Here is a 14,064-nt window from a genome sequence, read left to right as displayed (position 1 = left end):
GGTCCTTCCGTGTTCCGGCCGGCTCAAGCAGCCAGCGTGGAAACTCTCTGTCCGGTCGGCTTCGGTTCGAGGACGCGCTCCGCCAAGTACCCGAAGAACACCCCGAACGCCGCCCACAGCACGGCCTGGACACCGATGGCGGCCAGCCGGAACTCCCACAGGTCGGTCGCCGGGAAACCCTCGGGCACGTTCTCGCCGGAAGGCAGGAACACCATGGCGACGGTCAGCACCGCGAGGAAGGCCCCGCCGGCGGCGACCGATGCGTTCCAGTTGCCCAGCCTGGGTGCGAGGCGGCGGCCGAGCAGGACCGCCGCGATCGTCAGCAGGACGCTGAGCGCGATCATCAGGAAGAACAGGGCGGTCCGCTTGTCGAGGGTGTCGGGGTTGCCGACCGCGGGCGGATTGGCCGGGTACTTCAGCATCGGGACCAGATACCCGGCCCCGAACGCGGCGAGCGCGGTCAGCGCGGCGGTGGCCCGCGCCCCGAACCGGCCGATGCGGCCCAGCGCGAAGCAGAACGCCAGGGCGGCGATGCCGCCCACCGCGACCCCGTAGATCAGGACGCCCGTGGCCAGGCCGACCGTGGACTGCAGGGTCCGGCTGACCAGTTCCTCCCCTCCTGCCTCGTGATGGGAGTGGGCGGATTCGAAGGCGATGGCCGCGTCCACCGGTCCCTCACCCACCAGGTACGCGAAGACCAGCGCCGGTATCCCGGCGACGAGCCCCGCGAGCATGCCGCGCACCAACAAGGTGCGCACAACAGTGGAGTTCATCGGTGCTCGCCCCGCCTCAGTGGCAGGGGAAGCCGAGCAGGTGGCGTGCGTCGTGCACCCACTCGTGGACGCCCTCACCGGAGAGGACGGCGGTGGCGCCCTGCTCGGCGCCGACGAAGTACAGCAGGACGAGCATCAGGATGCCGAAGAACACCGCCCACGGGGCGATGTCCCGCAGCGGCAGCGGCTGGACGGCCTGGGTGGTGGGGGTGGGGGCAGCGGTGGACTGCGCCATGGCGAGACCTCCTCGGGAACACGCGTCCCGCATCGTGTGGAGCACTCGACGACGGCGTTCGGGTCTGACTCACCACCACCTCGCGTCGAGGGGTGGCACACAGTGGCGCGACCGTGCCGGATTTGCACCGGGCTTCCGTGGCGCCGTCGTCCTGTCGCCCAGATGGTAGGGGCAATAACGGATCCGGCCAACATGGCGTACGCCACCTACGATGGTCGGCCGATGCCGTGGACCTGCCGCTGAGGGGATGTCATGACCGTCCGGTTGTTGCTCGTGTGCGCCGCCGCGCCGACGGGACGCGAGGTGCGGTTCGCCGACGCCGTCCCCGACGATCGGGCGCTGCGGCAGGCGCGCGCGCTCGCCGACGGTCTGCCCTCGGCCGAACTCCGGTGCACAGCGCCGTCGCAGCAGTGCCGCCTGACGGCCGCCGCCCTGGGGTGGGACGCCGTTCCCGTTGAACCCGAGCTGCGTGAGCTCGGCATGGGCCGCTGGCGGGGCCGCACCCTCGACGAGGTCGCGGCCGACGAGATGGACGCGCTCGCTGCCTGGTCGACGGACCCCCATGCCGCGCCGCACGGAGGCGAGTCCGTGGCCGAGCTGTGCCACCGGGTCGCCGCCTGGACCGACGCGCTCGCGCCCGACGCGGGGCGTGTGCAGGCCGTGGTCGATCAGGCCGTGGCCCGCGCCTCGATCGTCCACGCGCTGTCCGCCCCGGAGCGGTCCTTCTGGCGCGTCGACGTGCCACCGCTGGCCGTCGTCCAGCTCACCGGCCGGAGCGGGCGCTGGAACCTGCGGATGGGGACGGTCGCCGGCACGACGGCCGACGACGGCGGCTGAGTTGCGTCCCGTGCTCACATCTGAGGCACGGACACCGCACCCGGTGCGCCGCGGCCCTCGCGCTTGGACCGCTGCTTGCGCTGCCCGAACGGAGTGACGCCCCGCGGCTTGTACACCGCAAGGACCACCGCGAGCAGCAGCACCACCAGCGCGAGCACGGAGTGCAGCACGGGCGAAAAGGTGCGCACCGAGGACAGCTCGGTCGCCGGGTCGGCTGCCAGGCGCGCCATGGATCTGAACGTCCCCATGTAGATGAGCAGTACGACGGTGGCGACCACGTTGATCAGGAGCTTGAACAGGACCCAGTAGTGCCGGAAGAGGCCCCAGGGCGTCGCCAGGGACTGGACGACGCCGGTGAGCAGCGCGGCGAAGGCCAAGGGGACGAGGGTGTACCGGGCGGCCGGCTCCATCACGAGGTAGACCCCCCGTACCGTCGCCGGATCCCGGCTGGTCAGGCCGATCAGCGCCAGGGCGAGGAAGGCGAGGACCGCGCCGAGCCAGCCCACCGAGAACGTGACATGCGCGATGAGGGCCGACTTCCGCAGACGGGGCGGCATGGTCATCCCATGCCCCCGGCGACCGGTCCGGCGGGTGCGGCGGGTGCGGTGACGAGCGGAGCCTGTCCCCCGAGGTGACGGCCCGGACCGTGATGCCCCGTGGCCAGCAGCATGATCACGCCGAGCAGGACCACGACCAACGTGACTAGCCCGGTCGCCTTCACCCACGGCGGCATTCCCGCGGCCGGGAGCCCGCCGGAAGACGCGCCGGTGTCGTCTCGAGCGTCTCGAGCGTCCGGCTCCTGGGGCGCATCGGCCATGAGGGGTTCTCCTGTCTCGCCCGGACATGGGCGGCGTGCTGTTCCCGGCGTGCCGTCCAGCAGCGCGTCGTTCGAGCGACCCCAGATTTATCGATACACATTGTCGCCGTCAAGCCACAACGTCTCACCATCGCCATCACGTACGCTTACCGCGTGCCGAAGCTGTGGAACGACACGATCGAGGCGCACCGCCGCGAGGTGCGCGACGCCATCCTGGACAGCACCGCCGCCCTGGCGGCCGAGCACGGCCCGCTGTCGGTGACGATGTCTCAGATCGCGGAGAAGGTCGGTATCGGACGGGCCACGCTGTACAAGTACTTCCCGGACGTCGAAGCGATCCTGCACGCCTGGCACGCGCGCGAGATCGCCGGTCACCTGGCCCGCCTGACGGAAGTCCGGGACAGCACCGACGGGTCGGGGGCGCGCCTCGAAGCGGTGCTGGAGGCGTACGCCCTCATCACCCACGCATCCCACGGCCACCACGACACGGACCTGGGGGCGTTCTTGCACCGGGACAACGGCGACCACCTTGCCCACGCGCATCAGCACCTGCACCACATGGTTCAGGACCTGCTGACCGAGGCGGCGAAGGCCGGCGACGTCAGGGACGACATCCCGCCGGCCGAACTCACGCGCTACTGCCTGAGCGCCCTCGCCGCGGCCCGAACCCTGCCGTCCAAGGCCGCCGTACGGCGCCTGGTCACGGTCACCCTGGCCGGCGTGCGCCCTCCGCGGCACTGACGCCCGGCGAGGGGAGCCGGCGGGGGCCAGGGGTGGGCGGTCAGCCCGTTGGGTCCATGTGCCTTCCAGTGCACGCGCCTTCAGTGCACGTGCGGGCCGCCGGTCGACTGCGGTTTGCCCCGCGGTACGAGGGCCAGGGCCACGACGGTCGCGGCAGCGGCCGCCACGGCGCAGACCGTGAACGCGTCGGCGAAGCCACCCGCCGAACCGCGCTCGAAGCCGGAGGCGGCGACGGTGGAGACGACGGCGACGCCGATCGAACCACCCACCTCGTGGAAGGTGTTGACGACTCCGGAGGCGAGCCCCGCCTCCCGGTGCTCCACCATGGCCAGGGCGGTGGTCGTGGCGGTGACGAAGACCGCGCCGAGGCCGAGGGAGGCGATCACGAAGCCCGGCAGGAGCCCGGCGTACACGCTGCCGGTCTCGTCGAGCCGTGTCAGCGGGAGAGTGCCGACGGCCGCGACGGCCATGCCGGCAACGGCGGTCGGGCGGCTGCCGATCCGGCCGACGAGCCGGGACCCGAGGTGGGCGCCGACGCCGGCGGCCACGGCGACGGGCAGGAACACCAGCCCGGTCCTCAGCGCGCTGAAGCCGCGGAGGTGCTGCAGATAGACGGAGCCGAGGAAGAAGTAGGCGATCAGCAGGGCCGTGGCGACCAGCATCAGGAAGGCGCCGGCGAGCACCGGCCGCCGGGTGAACATCCGCAGGTCCATCAGCGGGGCCCGGGCTGCTCGTTCGACCGCCGCGAAGGCCGCGTACGACGCCGCCGCGCCGAAGAGCGGCAGCAGGGTCGAGGTGTCCGCCCAACCGGTGTCCCCCGCCTTGACCAGGCCGTAGATCAGGGCTGCGGTGCCCGCGGTGACGAGCAGGGCGCCGGGGACGTCGAGCCGTGCGGGCTGCGGCGCGCGGGCCGGGACGAAGGCGGGCAGGGCGGCCAGCAGAAGCAGCCCGACCGGCACGTTGACGTAGAAGACCCACTGCCAGCCCGGTCCGTCGGTCAGAGCGCCTCCGAGGAGCACGCCTGCCGCTGAGCCGGTGCCGCCGATGGCCGCCCAGACGCCGAGCGCCTTGTTGCGTTCGGCGCCGTGGAAGGTGGTGGTGACGAGGGACAGGGCGGCCGGGGACAGCAGGGCCGCGCCGACGCCCTGGCCGATCCGGCCGCCCAGCAGTGTCGGGGCGTTCTGGGCCAGCCCGGTGACCAGTGAGGCGGTGGTGAAGAGCGCGAGTCCGGCGAGCAGGGTGCGGCGGGCGCCGAGGGCGTCTGCGAGTCGGCCGCCGAGCAGCATCAGTCCGCCGAAGCAGAGGGTGTAGGCGGTGACGACCCAGGTCAGGGTCTCCCGGCCGAGGTCGAGGTCGGCCGCCATGTCGGGCAGGGCGACGTTCACGACGGTGACGTCGAGGATCAGCATGAACTGGGCGAGGCAGATCAGCGCGAGGGCTGTCCAGCGGCGCGGGTCGGCGGGCGGGTGGGGGGCGTGTTCGGCCGTGTGCGGTGCACCGGCTGGGGAGTGGGTCATGGCGAGCCCTTCAGAAACATTGATTCCTGGCACGGCGAGACAACTGAACCATACTGTTCAGTTCACATGAACTCAACCGTACAGTTCAGGTGGGTGCTAGGGTCGTGTCATGAGCGTGGACAGCGTCAAAAGGCCGCCGAGCGGACCCCGCGCGGAGCTCAAGCGGCAGGCCATCGTGCGGGCCGCCCGTGAGCTGTTCCTGCGGGAGGGCTTCGGCGTGGGAATGGACGCCATCGCCGCCGAAGCGGGCGTGTCGAAGGTGACCGTCTACAACCACTTCGGCAGCAAGGAAGCCCTCTTCACGGCGGTCATCACGAGCGCGCTCGACGAGCCGCTCGCCGGGGAGTCCTCGGCCGCGCTGGAAGGCCTGGCCGAGGCGGAGGACCTTCGGTCCGCCCTCGTCGACGCGGCCCGCACCTGGGTGCACGCCGTCCGGACCAACCACGAGGTCACGGCCCTGCGCAACCTCGTCGCCGCCGAAATCCACCGCTTCCCCGAACTGGGCGAGGCCTGGCGACACCGCGGCACGGAAAGCCACCACCCAGCGGTCGCCGCCGCCCTTCGCGCGCTCACCGAGCAAGGGCGCCTGCAGATCCCCGACCTGCAGGTGGCGATCATCCAGTTCTACGGGCTGCTGGTCTTCCCCCACATGGTCTTCAGCTCCTACGGCACGCACATCGACGAGGACCTGACGGACCGTCTCATCACCAGCGGTGTCGACATGCTCCTGGGCCACTACGGTCCGCCGGGCGGCGCATAGCGGCGGACCGAGCCCGGAGCCCGGCAGGGGCGGGCTCCACGCGATGCGCGTTTCCGGAGGGGTCGTGGGTCAGACGGTGACGGGCGGCGGATCGGAGGCGGGCGGTGCCGTCAGCCGGCCGGTGCGGTGCAGGCCGTACAGGGCGGCCGCGCACGCCAGGCCCAGCGCGAACAGAGTGATCCACGGCAGCGCGAGTGGGCACGCCCTCGCCTCGTTCTCGATCTTCGCCACCTTGCGGCACGCACCGAGCCAGGGTCAGGAATCGGAGATTTCGATGTGCCCCGGCACTCGAGCTCCGGCGGGTGCTGCTGTGACGACACACTCCTCTCGCCCTCAGCGCCCATGCGTGGCCGCACGTATGCGTCAACTGCGACGGTCCGTGGCCGCTCGGACTCGTCATCCCCGTCTCCTCGATCGCCCGGGAAGCCCGCCCGTGTTCCCCCGGCCAGGCTCGTCGGCACACTCCACGCGCTCGCCGACGACACCCGGCTGCGCACCCTGCGGCTCCTCGCCGAACGCCCGCGCAGCAGCACACCGGAGTTGGCCCCGCTCGTCGGCGTCAGCGAGGCCGCCCTGTCCAAGCACCTGCGGGTGCCGGCGGACGCGGGCCTGCTCGAACGCCGCCGCGAGGGCTATTACGTCCCGTACCGGCTCGCACCCGGGCAGGTGGCGGGCCTGACCTCCAGCTTGGAAAGCTTCCTGCACGGCGACGGCCAAGTGAATCAAAGGCTGCCTCGACCGAAGACTCACGGCAGGAAGTCCCGACGAGCGCATATGCTGCTCGATGCGGTCGTGCTGGTCGGAGAACACCTTCTCGGCGCCGGTCTCGGCTCCAACCGTGGACAGCATGACGATCTGCCGGACCTCCATGCCGTCCGCTGCGTCGATGGCATTGGTCCTGAACTCGACCTGTCGGATGGTTGCCGCAGCAGAGGAAAACCCGATCAGCGCCGTCAAGAGCTCGCCGTGAGGACTCCGGCTCGGCGAAGTCCCCTTGAACAATGTCGATGCCCTGCCCAGAACAGTGGCCGCTCGGTCCCCCGTCACGAGTGAAGGCCCGCAACGCGACTTCTTGGCTGCGCAGTTCGACGACCACAAGGGCGGATGAAGGCAGTGCGTCCACACGCTGGAGGAGCGATGATCCACCGGTAATCGCCACTGGGCATGGAGCGTCGTGGAAGAAGAGATGCTCTGCTGCTCGAGCACTCCATCAGCGCGAGCTCACCACCACACCGACCGCTGCCGCGACCGTTCCGACGAGCCATCCCGTGAATGCCCGCAACCCGGCTACGCCATACAGCCGACTCCGTGTCAGTTCCACGAGATGGAGGCTGAAGATGCTGAACGTTGTGATGCCCCCGCCAAGGAGCACGTAGTAGGTGGCAGACAGGTCTCGGACGATGAGGGCCCCCAACACGGCCCCGAGGGTGAAGCACCCTGCGAAGTTGACGGAGAAAGAGGCCCACGGGAAAAAATCGCCCGGCCAGAGTTTGAGAATTCCTTTCTCGGCATAGAAGCGCAGCGCCGTTCCTGCCGCGCCCCCGAGGACCAACAGCAACAGCTCCATATCACGGCCTCTTTCATGAAGATGAGCCCGCTTCACACGATTGCAGCACATCTTGGACGTGCGAAATGAGCACCGCTCGGCCTGCGACATTCTGGTGGAACGACGGCGCCCCCACGGGGACCCCAGCGTCGAGTACATCCCGGTATCGCCTATTCGTATCCGAATGGACGCTCTCGGCTCGCTGTGGGCGAGCTGCCACGGTACGCATAGAGAGACGCTGTCCATGGCGTCCAGGAAGTGAAGACCTGACCGTTTCCAGCGTTCCCGCGCACCGCCTGACGAGTGGGCAGGCGCGTTTGAACACGACCGGACGAATGCGTGGGAGGATCACATGGCCGTGGAGATCCCGCCTCTGGTGAAGCCCTCTCGACTCAGGCGCCGCGGGGGCCTGTGGGGCGAATGCCTGGCTGAATTTCTGGGGACGTTCGTCCTCATCTCCTTCGGTTGCGGCGTGGTGGCCATGGCGGTCGCTGCGCTGCCCGGCTCGGGCCGTACCTCGGGGCCCACTACGTTCTTCCTCGGTGCCGGGGACTGGCTCCTGATCACCTGGGGCTGGGCCATGGCCGTGGTTTTCGGCATCTACGTGGCCGGCGGGGTCAGCGGCGCGCACATCAACCCGGCGGTAACCCTCGCGTTCGCGGTACGCCGCAAATTCCCTTGGGTCAAGGTCCTCCCGTACTGGGTGTCACAGGTGGCCGGTGCCCTCGCCGGAGCGGCGCTGGTCTACGGCGTGTACCACGACGCCATCAACACGTTCGACGACGCCATGCAGGGCCCCAAGACGGGTGGGCACACCCTCGCCTCGTTCTCGATCTTCGCCACATTCCCCGCCCCGTACTTCGACGGCGGCATCTGGGGCCCGCTGATCGACCAGGTCGTAGGCACAGCTTTCCTGGTCATGCTGGTCGTGGCCGTCATCGACCTGCGCAACACGGCCGTCCAGGCCAACCTCGGTCCACTGGTGATCGGCTTCGTGGTGGCCGCCATCGGCATGTCGTTCGGGGCCAACGCGGGCTACGCCATCAACCCGGCCCGCGACTTCGGTCCCCGCCTGCTCACCTGGATGGCAGGCTGGAAGGATCTGGCGTTTCCCGGCAGTTTGTCCGGGGCGTTCAGCGCCTACTGGTGGATCCCGATCGTGGGGCCTCTTGTCGGTGGCGTGATCGGCGTGCTGGTGTACGACCTGTTCATCGGGGACATCCTCCACATCCGCACCCAGCAGGATGTCCCGCCGGAGCCGGGCCGCACCCGCCCCACGACCTCCGAGGAGGAGTAAGTAGGCCACGGCGTCCGATGCCGGATTGGCACCGGTCACCGGACGGCGGTGGTGTGTTCCTCGATGACGTTCGGGATACGGTCCGTTCGCCGCCGGGGTGGGCACGAGGGGGGATGGTGTCACCGCCGCTGTCGTCAGGCTCCACAGGGAGAATGGTGCGGGCGGACGGGCGGCATCACAGGCTGCGTGGAGCTCGCTCTCGCGGTCTTCACGCCTTGTTCGGTGAACCCCACGGCGGCCCGCTGATCACACACGAGTGGTGACCGGCCGCCTCACCTGAATCTGCCACGGAGCAGGCTGCCCGGCAGCTGGTCGACAAACGCACTCGGCAAGTAACCCGCACACCCACGACCGAGGGGCGGCACGAAACCCATCCGCGCCGTGCCTCGGTCTACGTGTAGGGGCCGGTCAGCCTGGCTGCGGGCAAGCGGCCCTGTTCCACGTCTGCCCGGGGAATGCGGATACCAGGATGTCGCCGACGGCCTGCCACACCACGCCGTGCAGACCACCCTCCCGCGCATCGAGAAGGTCATGCCATTGGGGGACGGTGTACCCGTCCGGGCAGGTCGCCCGGGCGGCCTTCAGTCCCTCGCCCAGGGCAGCCAGCTTGCTGCCTTCTACCACATGCGGGCGGTCCGTCAGATCATCACCGAAGTTGTTCACGTATACGTTCCCGTCGCCGGGCGCGTAGACGAGATAGCTCGGGTTGACCGCTACGTTCGCGTTCAGACAGATCAGCTGCTGCCCGGCCGCGGGGGTCATCTTGCCCTCGTCCTCGAAGAACCATTCGCACCAGGTGCACGCCCCTCGGTCCTCCAGAACGTATGCCCACTCGCCGGACGTGCCGTACATGCCCGCGCATCGCGGTCATGGAGATTCCGCCGAGCATCCCGTCAGCCGTCGGTTTATCGAATGTGTGCTGCCCAATCCACTTCAAGCCTTCCGTCACTGCGCTGCACCTCATCGGTGTCGTTGGGTGCCGATCGCTGGTCGTGGTGATGATCGGTAGCATCGTCTGCCGTGTCGGCAGGTTGCCGGAATCGCGCGCCCTCGTCGGCTCTTCCTCCTCCTGCCCCTGGCACACAGGAAGTTGACGACGGATCTGCCCAAACACTCGTGGGGAGCAGTACTCAAAGGCACCCTGAAGGAGTTCAAGAAGGACGAGCTGACCGACCGGGCCGCGGCGCTGACCTACTACAGCGTCCTGGCGCTGTTCCCGGCACTGCTGGCGCTGATCTCCCTGCTCGGGGTCGTCGGACAGTCGGCGTCGCAGCAGGTGCTGGACAACATCCAGAAGCTGGCCCCGGGCGCGGCGCGTGACGTCCTCAGCAACGCAGTCAAGCAGATGCAGGGCAACGGCGGAGTCGGCTCGGTCATGGCGATCGTGGGTCTGGCGCGGGCGGTGTGGTCGGCCTCCGGCTATGTCGCCGCGTTCATCCGCAGCGCCAACGCGGTCTACGACGTACCCGAGGGCCGCCCGGTGTGGAAGGTACTGCCCGTCCGCGTCGGCGTGACGGTGGTCCTGATGGTCCTGGCTGTGGTCAACGCGGTGATCGTCGTGTTCACGGGCGGCCTGGCCAAACAGATCGGCTCCGCTCTGGGCGTCGGCGACACCGCGCTCACGGTGTGGTCGATCGCGAAGTGGCCCGTGCTGCTGGTCCTGGTCACCTAATGATCGCGATCCTGTACTGGGCGACACCCAACGCCAGGGTCCGCGGATTCCGCTGGATCACTCCGGGCGGTTTCCTGGCGCTGGTGATCTGGTGATCGCTTCGGCAGGTTTCACGCTGTACGTGGCGAACTTCGCCCCCTACAACAAGACCTACGGCACCTTCGCCGGCGTGATCATCTTCCTTGTGTGGCTGTGGATCACGAATCTGGCGATCCTGCTGGGCCTGGAGTTCGATGCGGAGATGGCCCGGCAACGCGCAGTGGCGGGCGGTCAGCCGGCCGAGGAGGAGCCGTACGTCGAGCCGCGCGACACCCGGAAGTGGGACGAGGAGGATCGCCGCCGTCTTGAATCGTGAGGTACCGCCGGGTGGGCACAGGCCCCTCCTCAGGTCCCGCCGGCGGCGATGCCGATGTGATCACGGCACCGGTGTGACAGCGCCCTGGACGGGAAGTCGGCTGGTCATGGGAACGATGGCGGATCTGCACGACGGGGATCACCGGCTGGCCAGACGGGTGATCGGGTGGGGGCCGCCCTGGGTGCGGCGGGTCGCGCCCGCGGTGCAGGAGGCGGCCGAGCACACCAAGCTGTGGTGGGCGACTGCCGCAGCGATGGCCGCCGTCGGCGGGTGGCGCGGCCGCGCGGCCGCCGCTGCTGGGGTGGCGGCCATGGCCACGGCCCAGGTGCTGTCCAACGCGGTCGTCAAGCCGCTGTACCGGAGGCGCCGCCCACCCCAGGAATGGGTCCCGCCGGAGGACCTCCAGGAGCGCCCGGACAGTTCCTCCTTCCCTTCCGGGCACACCGCCGCTGCCGTCGCCTTCGCGGGGGCCGTCGCGTCGGCGTGGCCCGCCGCCGGTGCCGCTTGTGGGCTGTCGGCGGTGATGGTGGCCGCCGAGCGGGTGCACAGCGGTGCCCACTACCCCTCCGACGTGGCCGCCGGCGGCGTGATCGGGCTGGCTGCGGCCGCCCTGGTCCGGGGCGCACCGCATCTGCTGAGGCGACGGGTGCTCTGACGGGCGGTGATGCGCTGAAGTGGGGGTACCCGGACAGCCGATCAGAGCTACGCGCAGGCCATGGTCGTGCGAGGACGAACGCCCGCCCGCGGGGCCTGCCGGAAATGTTGACGAAGGGCAGGTGAGCACCCATGACAGCAGACAGCTCCCACCGCACCGGTGCCGGAGCGCAGGAACCGGTGGGCGACCTGGTCCAGCGTGCCTCGCAGCAGCTCTCGCAGCTGGTCCGCGACGAGATGCGCTTGGCGCAGGCGGAGATGACCGAGAAGGGCAAGCGGTTCGGCAAGGGTGGTGGCCTGTTCGGCGGCGCCGGCCTGGTGGGTGTGCTCACCCTGCAGGCACTGGTGGCCACCGTGATCGCCGCGCTGTCGCTCGCCATGGATGTATGGGTGGCGGCGCTGATCGTCACCGGCGTCCTGGCCGCTGTCACCGCACTCATGGCGGCACTCGGCAAGCAGCAGATCAGCAAGGCAACCCCACCGACACCCGAAAAGACCATGGACAGCGTCAAGGCCGATGTGGCCGAGATCAAGGAGAAAGCACAGCGATGACCCCGGACAAGCCGCACAAGGGCAATGAGGCAGCAGCGCCTTCCCCCGAAGAACTGCGCGAACAGGTAGAGACGACCCGCGAGGAACTCGGCGAGACCGTCGAGGCGCTCGCGGCGAAGACCGACGTCAAGACCCGCGCCCAGGAGAAGACAGCGGCCGTCAGGCAGCAGGTCGCCGCGAAGACCACCCAGGTCAGGACCCAGCTGAAGGACAAGGCCACGCACGCCGCCCACGCGGTACAGGACAGGACCCCCGAGCCGGTGCGTACCAAGGCCGCTGCGGCCACCGAGCAGGTCCGCCACCAGGCCGTGCACGTCGCAGAGCTGGCCCGGGACAGGGCGCCGGAACCGGTACGGGAGAAGGCCGGCCAGGGCATTGAAGCGGCGCGGGCCAACCGCACCCCACTGTTCGCCGCCGCCGGCGCGCTCATCGCGCTGCTGCTCATCCGACGTGCCAGGAGGCACCGATGAAAGCCTCGAAGATCGCTTACAAGCCGGTCGGCCTGGCCATGGGCGCCCGCAGCGGTGTCCTGTCCGGCGCGGTGTTCAAGCAGGTCTGGAAAAAACTCGGGCACGAGGAGGACGCCCCCGACGCCACCGACGAGCACCGCACCTGGCGCGAGGCGCTGTCGGCCGCCGTCCTGCAGGGTGCGATCTTCGCCGGCGTCAAAGCCGCCGTCGACCGCGGAGGCGCCACCGCCACCCGCCGCCTGACCGGCACCTGGCCCGGCTGACCCTCCCGTCGGCGTCCGCCCCGGACCGATCCGCGCGGATGCCGACGGAGGTTGCGGTTCGTGGATGCGGGTCCTCTGCGACCGCGGACAGGGGGATGCCGTTCCCGAGGCCTGACTACCCGGGCTGTCGCCCTGGCGGCCCGCAAACTCGCCGACTTGGTCGGCGAGACGGTCCCGGCCCTCCCCCAACGACACTGCCACCGATACCGACGACCCTGCTGCATCATCGGTATCGGTGGCAGTGTCGTAGACGCGCAGTACCTCATCCGCCCTGATCATCTGAAGGAGCCGCCGCAGAGCACACCCGCGACGCTCCAGCTCCGGGCATCACCCCGACCATGCGTGGGGCCTGCTTCGCGAGGTGTCGATGAACACGAACACGAAGCTGCGGATCGTGGCCGAGGCCCTCGACGCCGCTGTCGCCAGAAACCAACAGCACGCTTCTGTCCGTAACCGCCGTGCGGCGACAGCCTCTTGAAGCCGTCTGAAGCCGGCCCGCAGAGGGTGTGAAGACGGCGGATGGGTCGGGGCCACTGCCCACGCCGGCTCTCGGCCGCAGTTCCCATGCGCAGGTTCATGCTCAAGGAGCGTCGCCGCAGTGAAGGTCGGACGTCCGACCGTGCCCCGAAGCCCCAACGGCCCCAGTCACGCCGCGTCGGTGACCCGCCGTACGGCCTCGCGGTCGCCTTGCTCCGCCCGGGAGTTCGCCGGCGGAACGAGGGTCAGGTGGCGCTTTCGGTGGGCATGGCGCGCGGGCTGTGGCGGTGGCCTGAGAAGCCACTCCTCATAGCGCCCCAACGCCATCATCAGACACATCAGCCCCGGAGGTAGAAGGAGAGCGGCGAAGATCACGGCAGTTCCTCTCGAAGACGGCGTCTCGTCTTCGGGTAACCCCGACCACGCAGCCGCAGAGGGGTCACACCGTGAAGGAAACGTGACCACTGCGTGGAGGGGCTCGTCACGCGTATCACTGGCGGAAGCGGTGACGTCTTACTGGGCGCCGTCCTCCCGGACGAGCTGATTGGCCAAGAGGGATGGGCGTACGCCAGTAGCGTTTCGTACGTCGCAAGCGCGCCGGGATCGGAAACGTTGCCCGGGTTCGCGCTGTTTCCAGGGACCTGGGGCTCGAACGCGGCAGCGTCACAGGTGAAGTCGGATGCTCGGTGACTCCTGCTCAGCGTTCGATCTCGTCGAACAATGTCTCCCAGCGGTCCAGTACGGTCGGCAACTCGAGCCCGGTGACGTGACGTTGAGCGGCCTCGCCGTATCGCTTGTTCAGCGCCGGGTCTTGCGCCAACCGGCGCAGCGCGCGTGCAAAGCCGGCCGTGTCACCGCGCCGCACCAACATACCCGTACGCCCGTCGTCGACCAGCTCGCGCACTCCCGGGGACAGGTCGAAGCTGACACACGGCACGCCGAAACTCGCCGCCTCTGCCAGCGCCATGGGGCGCCCCTCGCGCTCGCTTGTGAGGGCGAGGATCGACAGTTCCTGATAGGCGGAAGTGACGTCGGCGACTGTGCCGCCTTCTTTGCGGTGAGCGATGGTCGGCCGCAGCACTGTTCGAGCGGCCGCCA

17 protein-coding genes and 3 pseudogenes are annotated in these 14,064 nt (G+C 69.5%); 10 read left to right on the top strand and 10 right to left on the bottom strand.

From position 1 onward, the window contains the following. Window positions 1-23: 23 nt before the first annotated feature. Window positions 24-773, bottom strand: coding sequence for a CbtA family protein (locus tag ACZ7L6_RS04805; RefSeq protein WP_471920497.1), 750 nt, complete (start codon window positions 771-773; stop codon window positions 24-26). Between the two features lie 16 nt (window positions 774-789). Further along, a complete protein-coding gene (locus ACZ7L6_RS04800) occupies window positions 790-1,008 on the bottom strand; it encodes a CbtB domain-containing protein (protein WP_471920496.1) in 219 nt (72 codons plus the stop codon). A gap of 252 nt (window positions 1,009-1,260) precedes the next feature. Here ACZ7L6_RS04800 and ACZ7L6_RS04795 point away from each other — a divergent pair, with 252 nt between their 5' ends. Next, window positions 1,261-1,845, top strand: coding sequence for a histidine phosphatase family protein (locus ACZ7L6_RS04795; protein ID WP_471920495.1), 585 nt, complete (start codon window positions 1,261-1,263; stop codon window positions 1,843-1,845). A 14-nt stretch (window positions 1,846-1,859) separates the two neighbouring features. Here ACZ7L6_RS04795 and ACZ7L6_RS04790 read toward each other — a convergent pair whose 3' ends face one another. Then, on the bottom strand, window positions 1,860-2,408 hold the full coding sequence (locus tag ACZ7L6_RS04790) for a hypothetical protein (protein WP_471920494.1): 549 nt from the start codon (window positions 2,406-2,408) through the stop codon (window positions 1,860-1,862). Next, the gene (locus ACZ7L6_RS04785; protein ID WP_471920493.1) at window positions 2,405-2,662 is read right to left on the bottom strand and encodes a hypothetical protein; all 258 of its coding nucleotides are present in this window, start codon (window positions 2,660-2,662) and stop codon (window positions 2,405-2,407) included. Before ACZ7L6_RS04785 ends, ACZ7L6_RS04790 begins: the two co-directional genes overlap by 4 nt. Before the next feature lie 153 nt (window positions 2,663-2,815). On the opposite strand from ACZ7L6_RS04785, the gene ACZ7L6_RS04780 reads away from it, so the two are divergent. Then, window positions 2,816-3,403, top strand: a complete 588-nt coding sequence (locus tag ACZ7L6_RS04780; RefSeq protein WP_471920492.1) for a TetR/AcrR family transcriptional regulator — start codon at window positions 2,816-2,818, stop codon at window positions 3,401-3,403. A gap of 80 nt (window positions 3,404-3,483) precedes the next feature. Here ACZ7L6_RS04780 and ACZ7L6_RS04775 read toward each other — a convergent pair whose 3' ends face one another. Further along, window positions 3,484-4,920: an MFS transporter gene (locus tag ACZ7L6_RS04775; protein ID WP_471920491.1), complete on the bottom strand. Its 1,437-nt coding sequence runs from the start codon at window positions 4,918-4,920 to the stop codon at window positions 3,484-3,486. A 109-nt stretch (window positions 4,921-5,029) separates the two neighbouring features. Here ACZ7L6_RS04775 and ACZ7L6_RS04770 point away from each other — a divergent pair, with 109 nt between their 5' ends. Then, window positions 5,030-5,680, top strand: a complete 651-nt coding sequence (locus ACZ7L6_RS04770; protein WP_471920490.1) for a TetR/AcrR family transcriptional regulator — start codon at window positions 5,030-5,032, stop codon at window positions 5,678-5,680. 69 nt (window positions 5,681-5,749) lie between these two features. Here the strand turns inward: ACZ7L6_RS04770 and ACZ7L6_RS04765 are convergent, their stop codons facing one another. Further along, the gene (locus ACZ7L6_RS04765) at window positions 5,750-5,911 is read right to left on the bottom strand and encodes a hypothetical protein (RefSeq protein WP_471920489.1); all 162 of its coding nucleotides are present in this window, start codon (window positions 5,909-5,911) and stop codon (window positions 5,750-5,752) included. Between the two features lie 95 nt (window positions 5,912-6,006). On the opposite strand from ACZ7L6_RS04765, the pseudogene ACZ7L6_RS04760 reads away from it, so the two are divergent. Further along, window positions 6,007-6,394 (top strand): annotated as a pseudogene (locus tag ACZ7L6_RS04760) (ArsR/SmtB family transcription factor); the annotation flags it as partial. Window positions 6,395-6,641: 247 nt separating this feature from the next. On the opposite strand, the pseudogene ACZ7L6_RS04755 reads toward ACZ7L6_RS04760, so the two are convergent. Beyond that, window positions 6,642-6,776: pseudogene (locus ACZ7L6_RS04755) on the bottom strand (hypothetical protein); the annotation flags it as partial. A gap of 114 nt (window positions 6,777-6,890) precedes the next feature. Further along, the gene (locus ACZ7L6_RS04750) at window positions 6,891-7,247 is read right to left on the bottom strand and encodes a fluoride efflux transporter FluC (RefSeq protein ID WP_471920488.1); all 357 of its coding nucleotides are present in this window, start codon (window positions 7,245-7,247) and stop codon (window positions 6,891-6,893) included. A 331-nt stretch (window positions 7,248-7,578) separates the two neighbouring features. Between ACZ7L6_RS04750 and ACZ7L6_RS04745 the strand changes: the two genes are divergently transcribed. Then, window positions 7,579-8,523, top strand: coding sequence for an MIP/aquaporin family protein (locus ACZ7L6_RS04745; protein WP_471920487.1), 945 nt, complete (start codon window positions 7,579-7,581; stop codon window positions 8,521-8,523). Between the two features lie 408 nt (window positions 8,524-8,931). On the opposite strand, the gene ACZ7L6_RS04740 is transcribed toward ACZ7L6_RS04745, so the two are convergent. Beyond that, complete coding sequence (locus ACZ7L6_RS04740; RefSeq protein WP_471920486.1) at window positions 8,932-9,375, bottom strand: hypothetical protein; 444 nt, start codon at window positions 9,373-9,375, stop codon at window positions 8,932-8,934. Between the two features lie 217 nt (window positions 9,376-9,592). On the opposite strand from ACZ7L6_RS04740, the pseudogene ACZ7L6_RS04735 reads away from it, so the two are divergent. The 5 genes and pseudogenes from ACZ7L6_RS04735 to ACZ7L6_RS04715 all read left to right on the top strand — a co-directional run bounded on the left by ACZ7L6_RS04735 (window position 9,593) and on the right by ACZ7L6_RS04715 (window position 12,489). Further along, a pseudogene (locus ACZ7L6_RS04735) lies at window positions 9,593-10,550 on the top strand (YihY/virulence factor BrkB family protein). Between the two features lie 106 nt (window positions 10,551-10,656). Further along, a complete protein-coding gene (locus ACZ7L6_RS04730; RefSeq protein ID WP_471920485.1) occupies window positions 10,657-11,205 on the top strand; it encodes a phosphatase PAP2 family protein in 549 nt (182 codons plus the stop codon). A 131-nt stretch (window positions 11,206-11,336) separates the two neighbouring features. Next, window positions 11,337-11,756, top strand: coding sequence for a phage holin family protein (locus ACZ7L6_RS04725; RefSeq protein WP_471920484.1), 420 nt, complete (start codon window positions 11,337-11,339; stop codon window positions 11,754-11,756). Continuing rightward, a complete protein-coding gene (locus ACZ7L6_RS04720; RefSeq protein ID WP_471920483.1) occupies window positions 11,753-12,226 on the top strand; it encodes a DUF3618 domain-containing protein in 474 nt (157 codons plus the stop codon). The genes ACZ7L6_RS04725 and ACZ7L6_RS04720 overlap by 4 nt, the downstream gene beginning before the upstream one ends. Next, window positions 12,223-12,489 carry a DUF4235 domain-containing protein gene (locus ACZ7L6_RS04715; RefSeq protein ID WP_471920482.1) on the top strand — a complete coding sequence of 89 codons (267 nt, stop codon included), beginning with the start codon at window positions 12,223-12,225 and terminating at the stop codon, window positions 12,487-12,489. Before ACZ7L6_RS04720 ends, ACZ7L6_RS04715 begins: the two co-directional genes overlap by 4 nt. A gap of 1,174 nt (window positions 12,490-13,663) precedes the next feature. Here ACZ7L6_RS04715 and ACZ7L6_RS04710 read toward each other — a convergent pair. Beyond that, a complete protein-coding gene (locus ACZ7L6_RS04710; protein ID WP_471920481.1) occupies window positions 13,664-14,047 on the bottom strand; it encodes a glycosyltransferase in 384 nt (127 codons plus the stop codon). Window positions 14,048-14,064 lie beyond the last annotated feature (17 nt).

Source organism: Streptomyces sp. NPDC107522, assembly GCF_055657525.1.
This window is presented reverse-complemented; position numbering and strand designations above follow the sequence as displayed.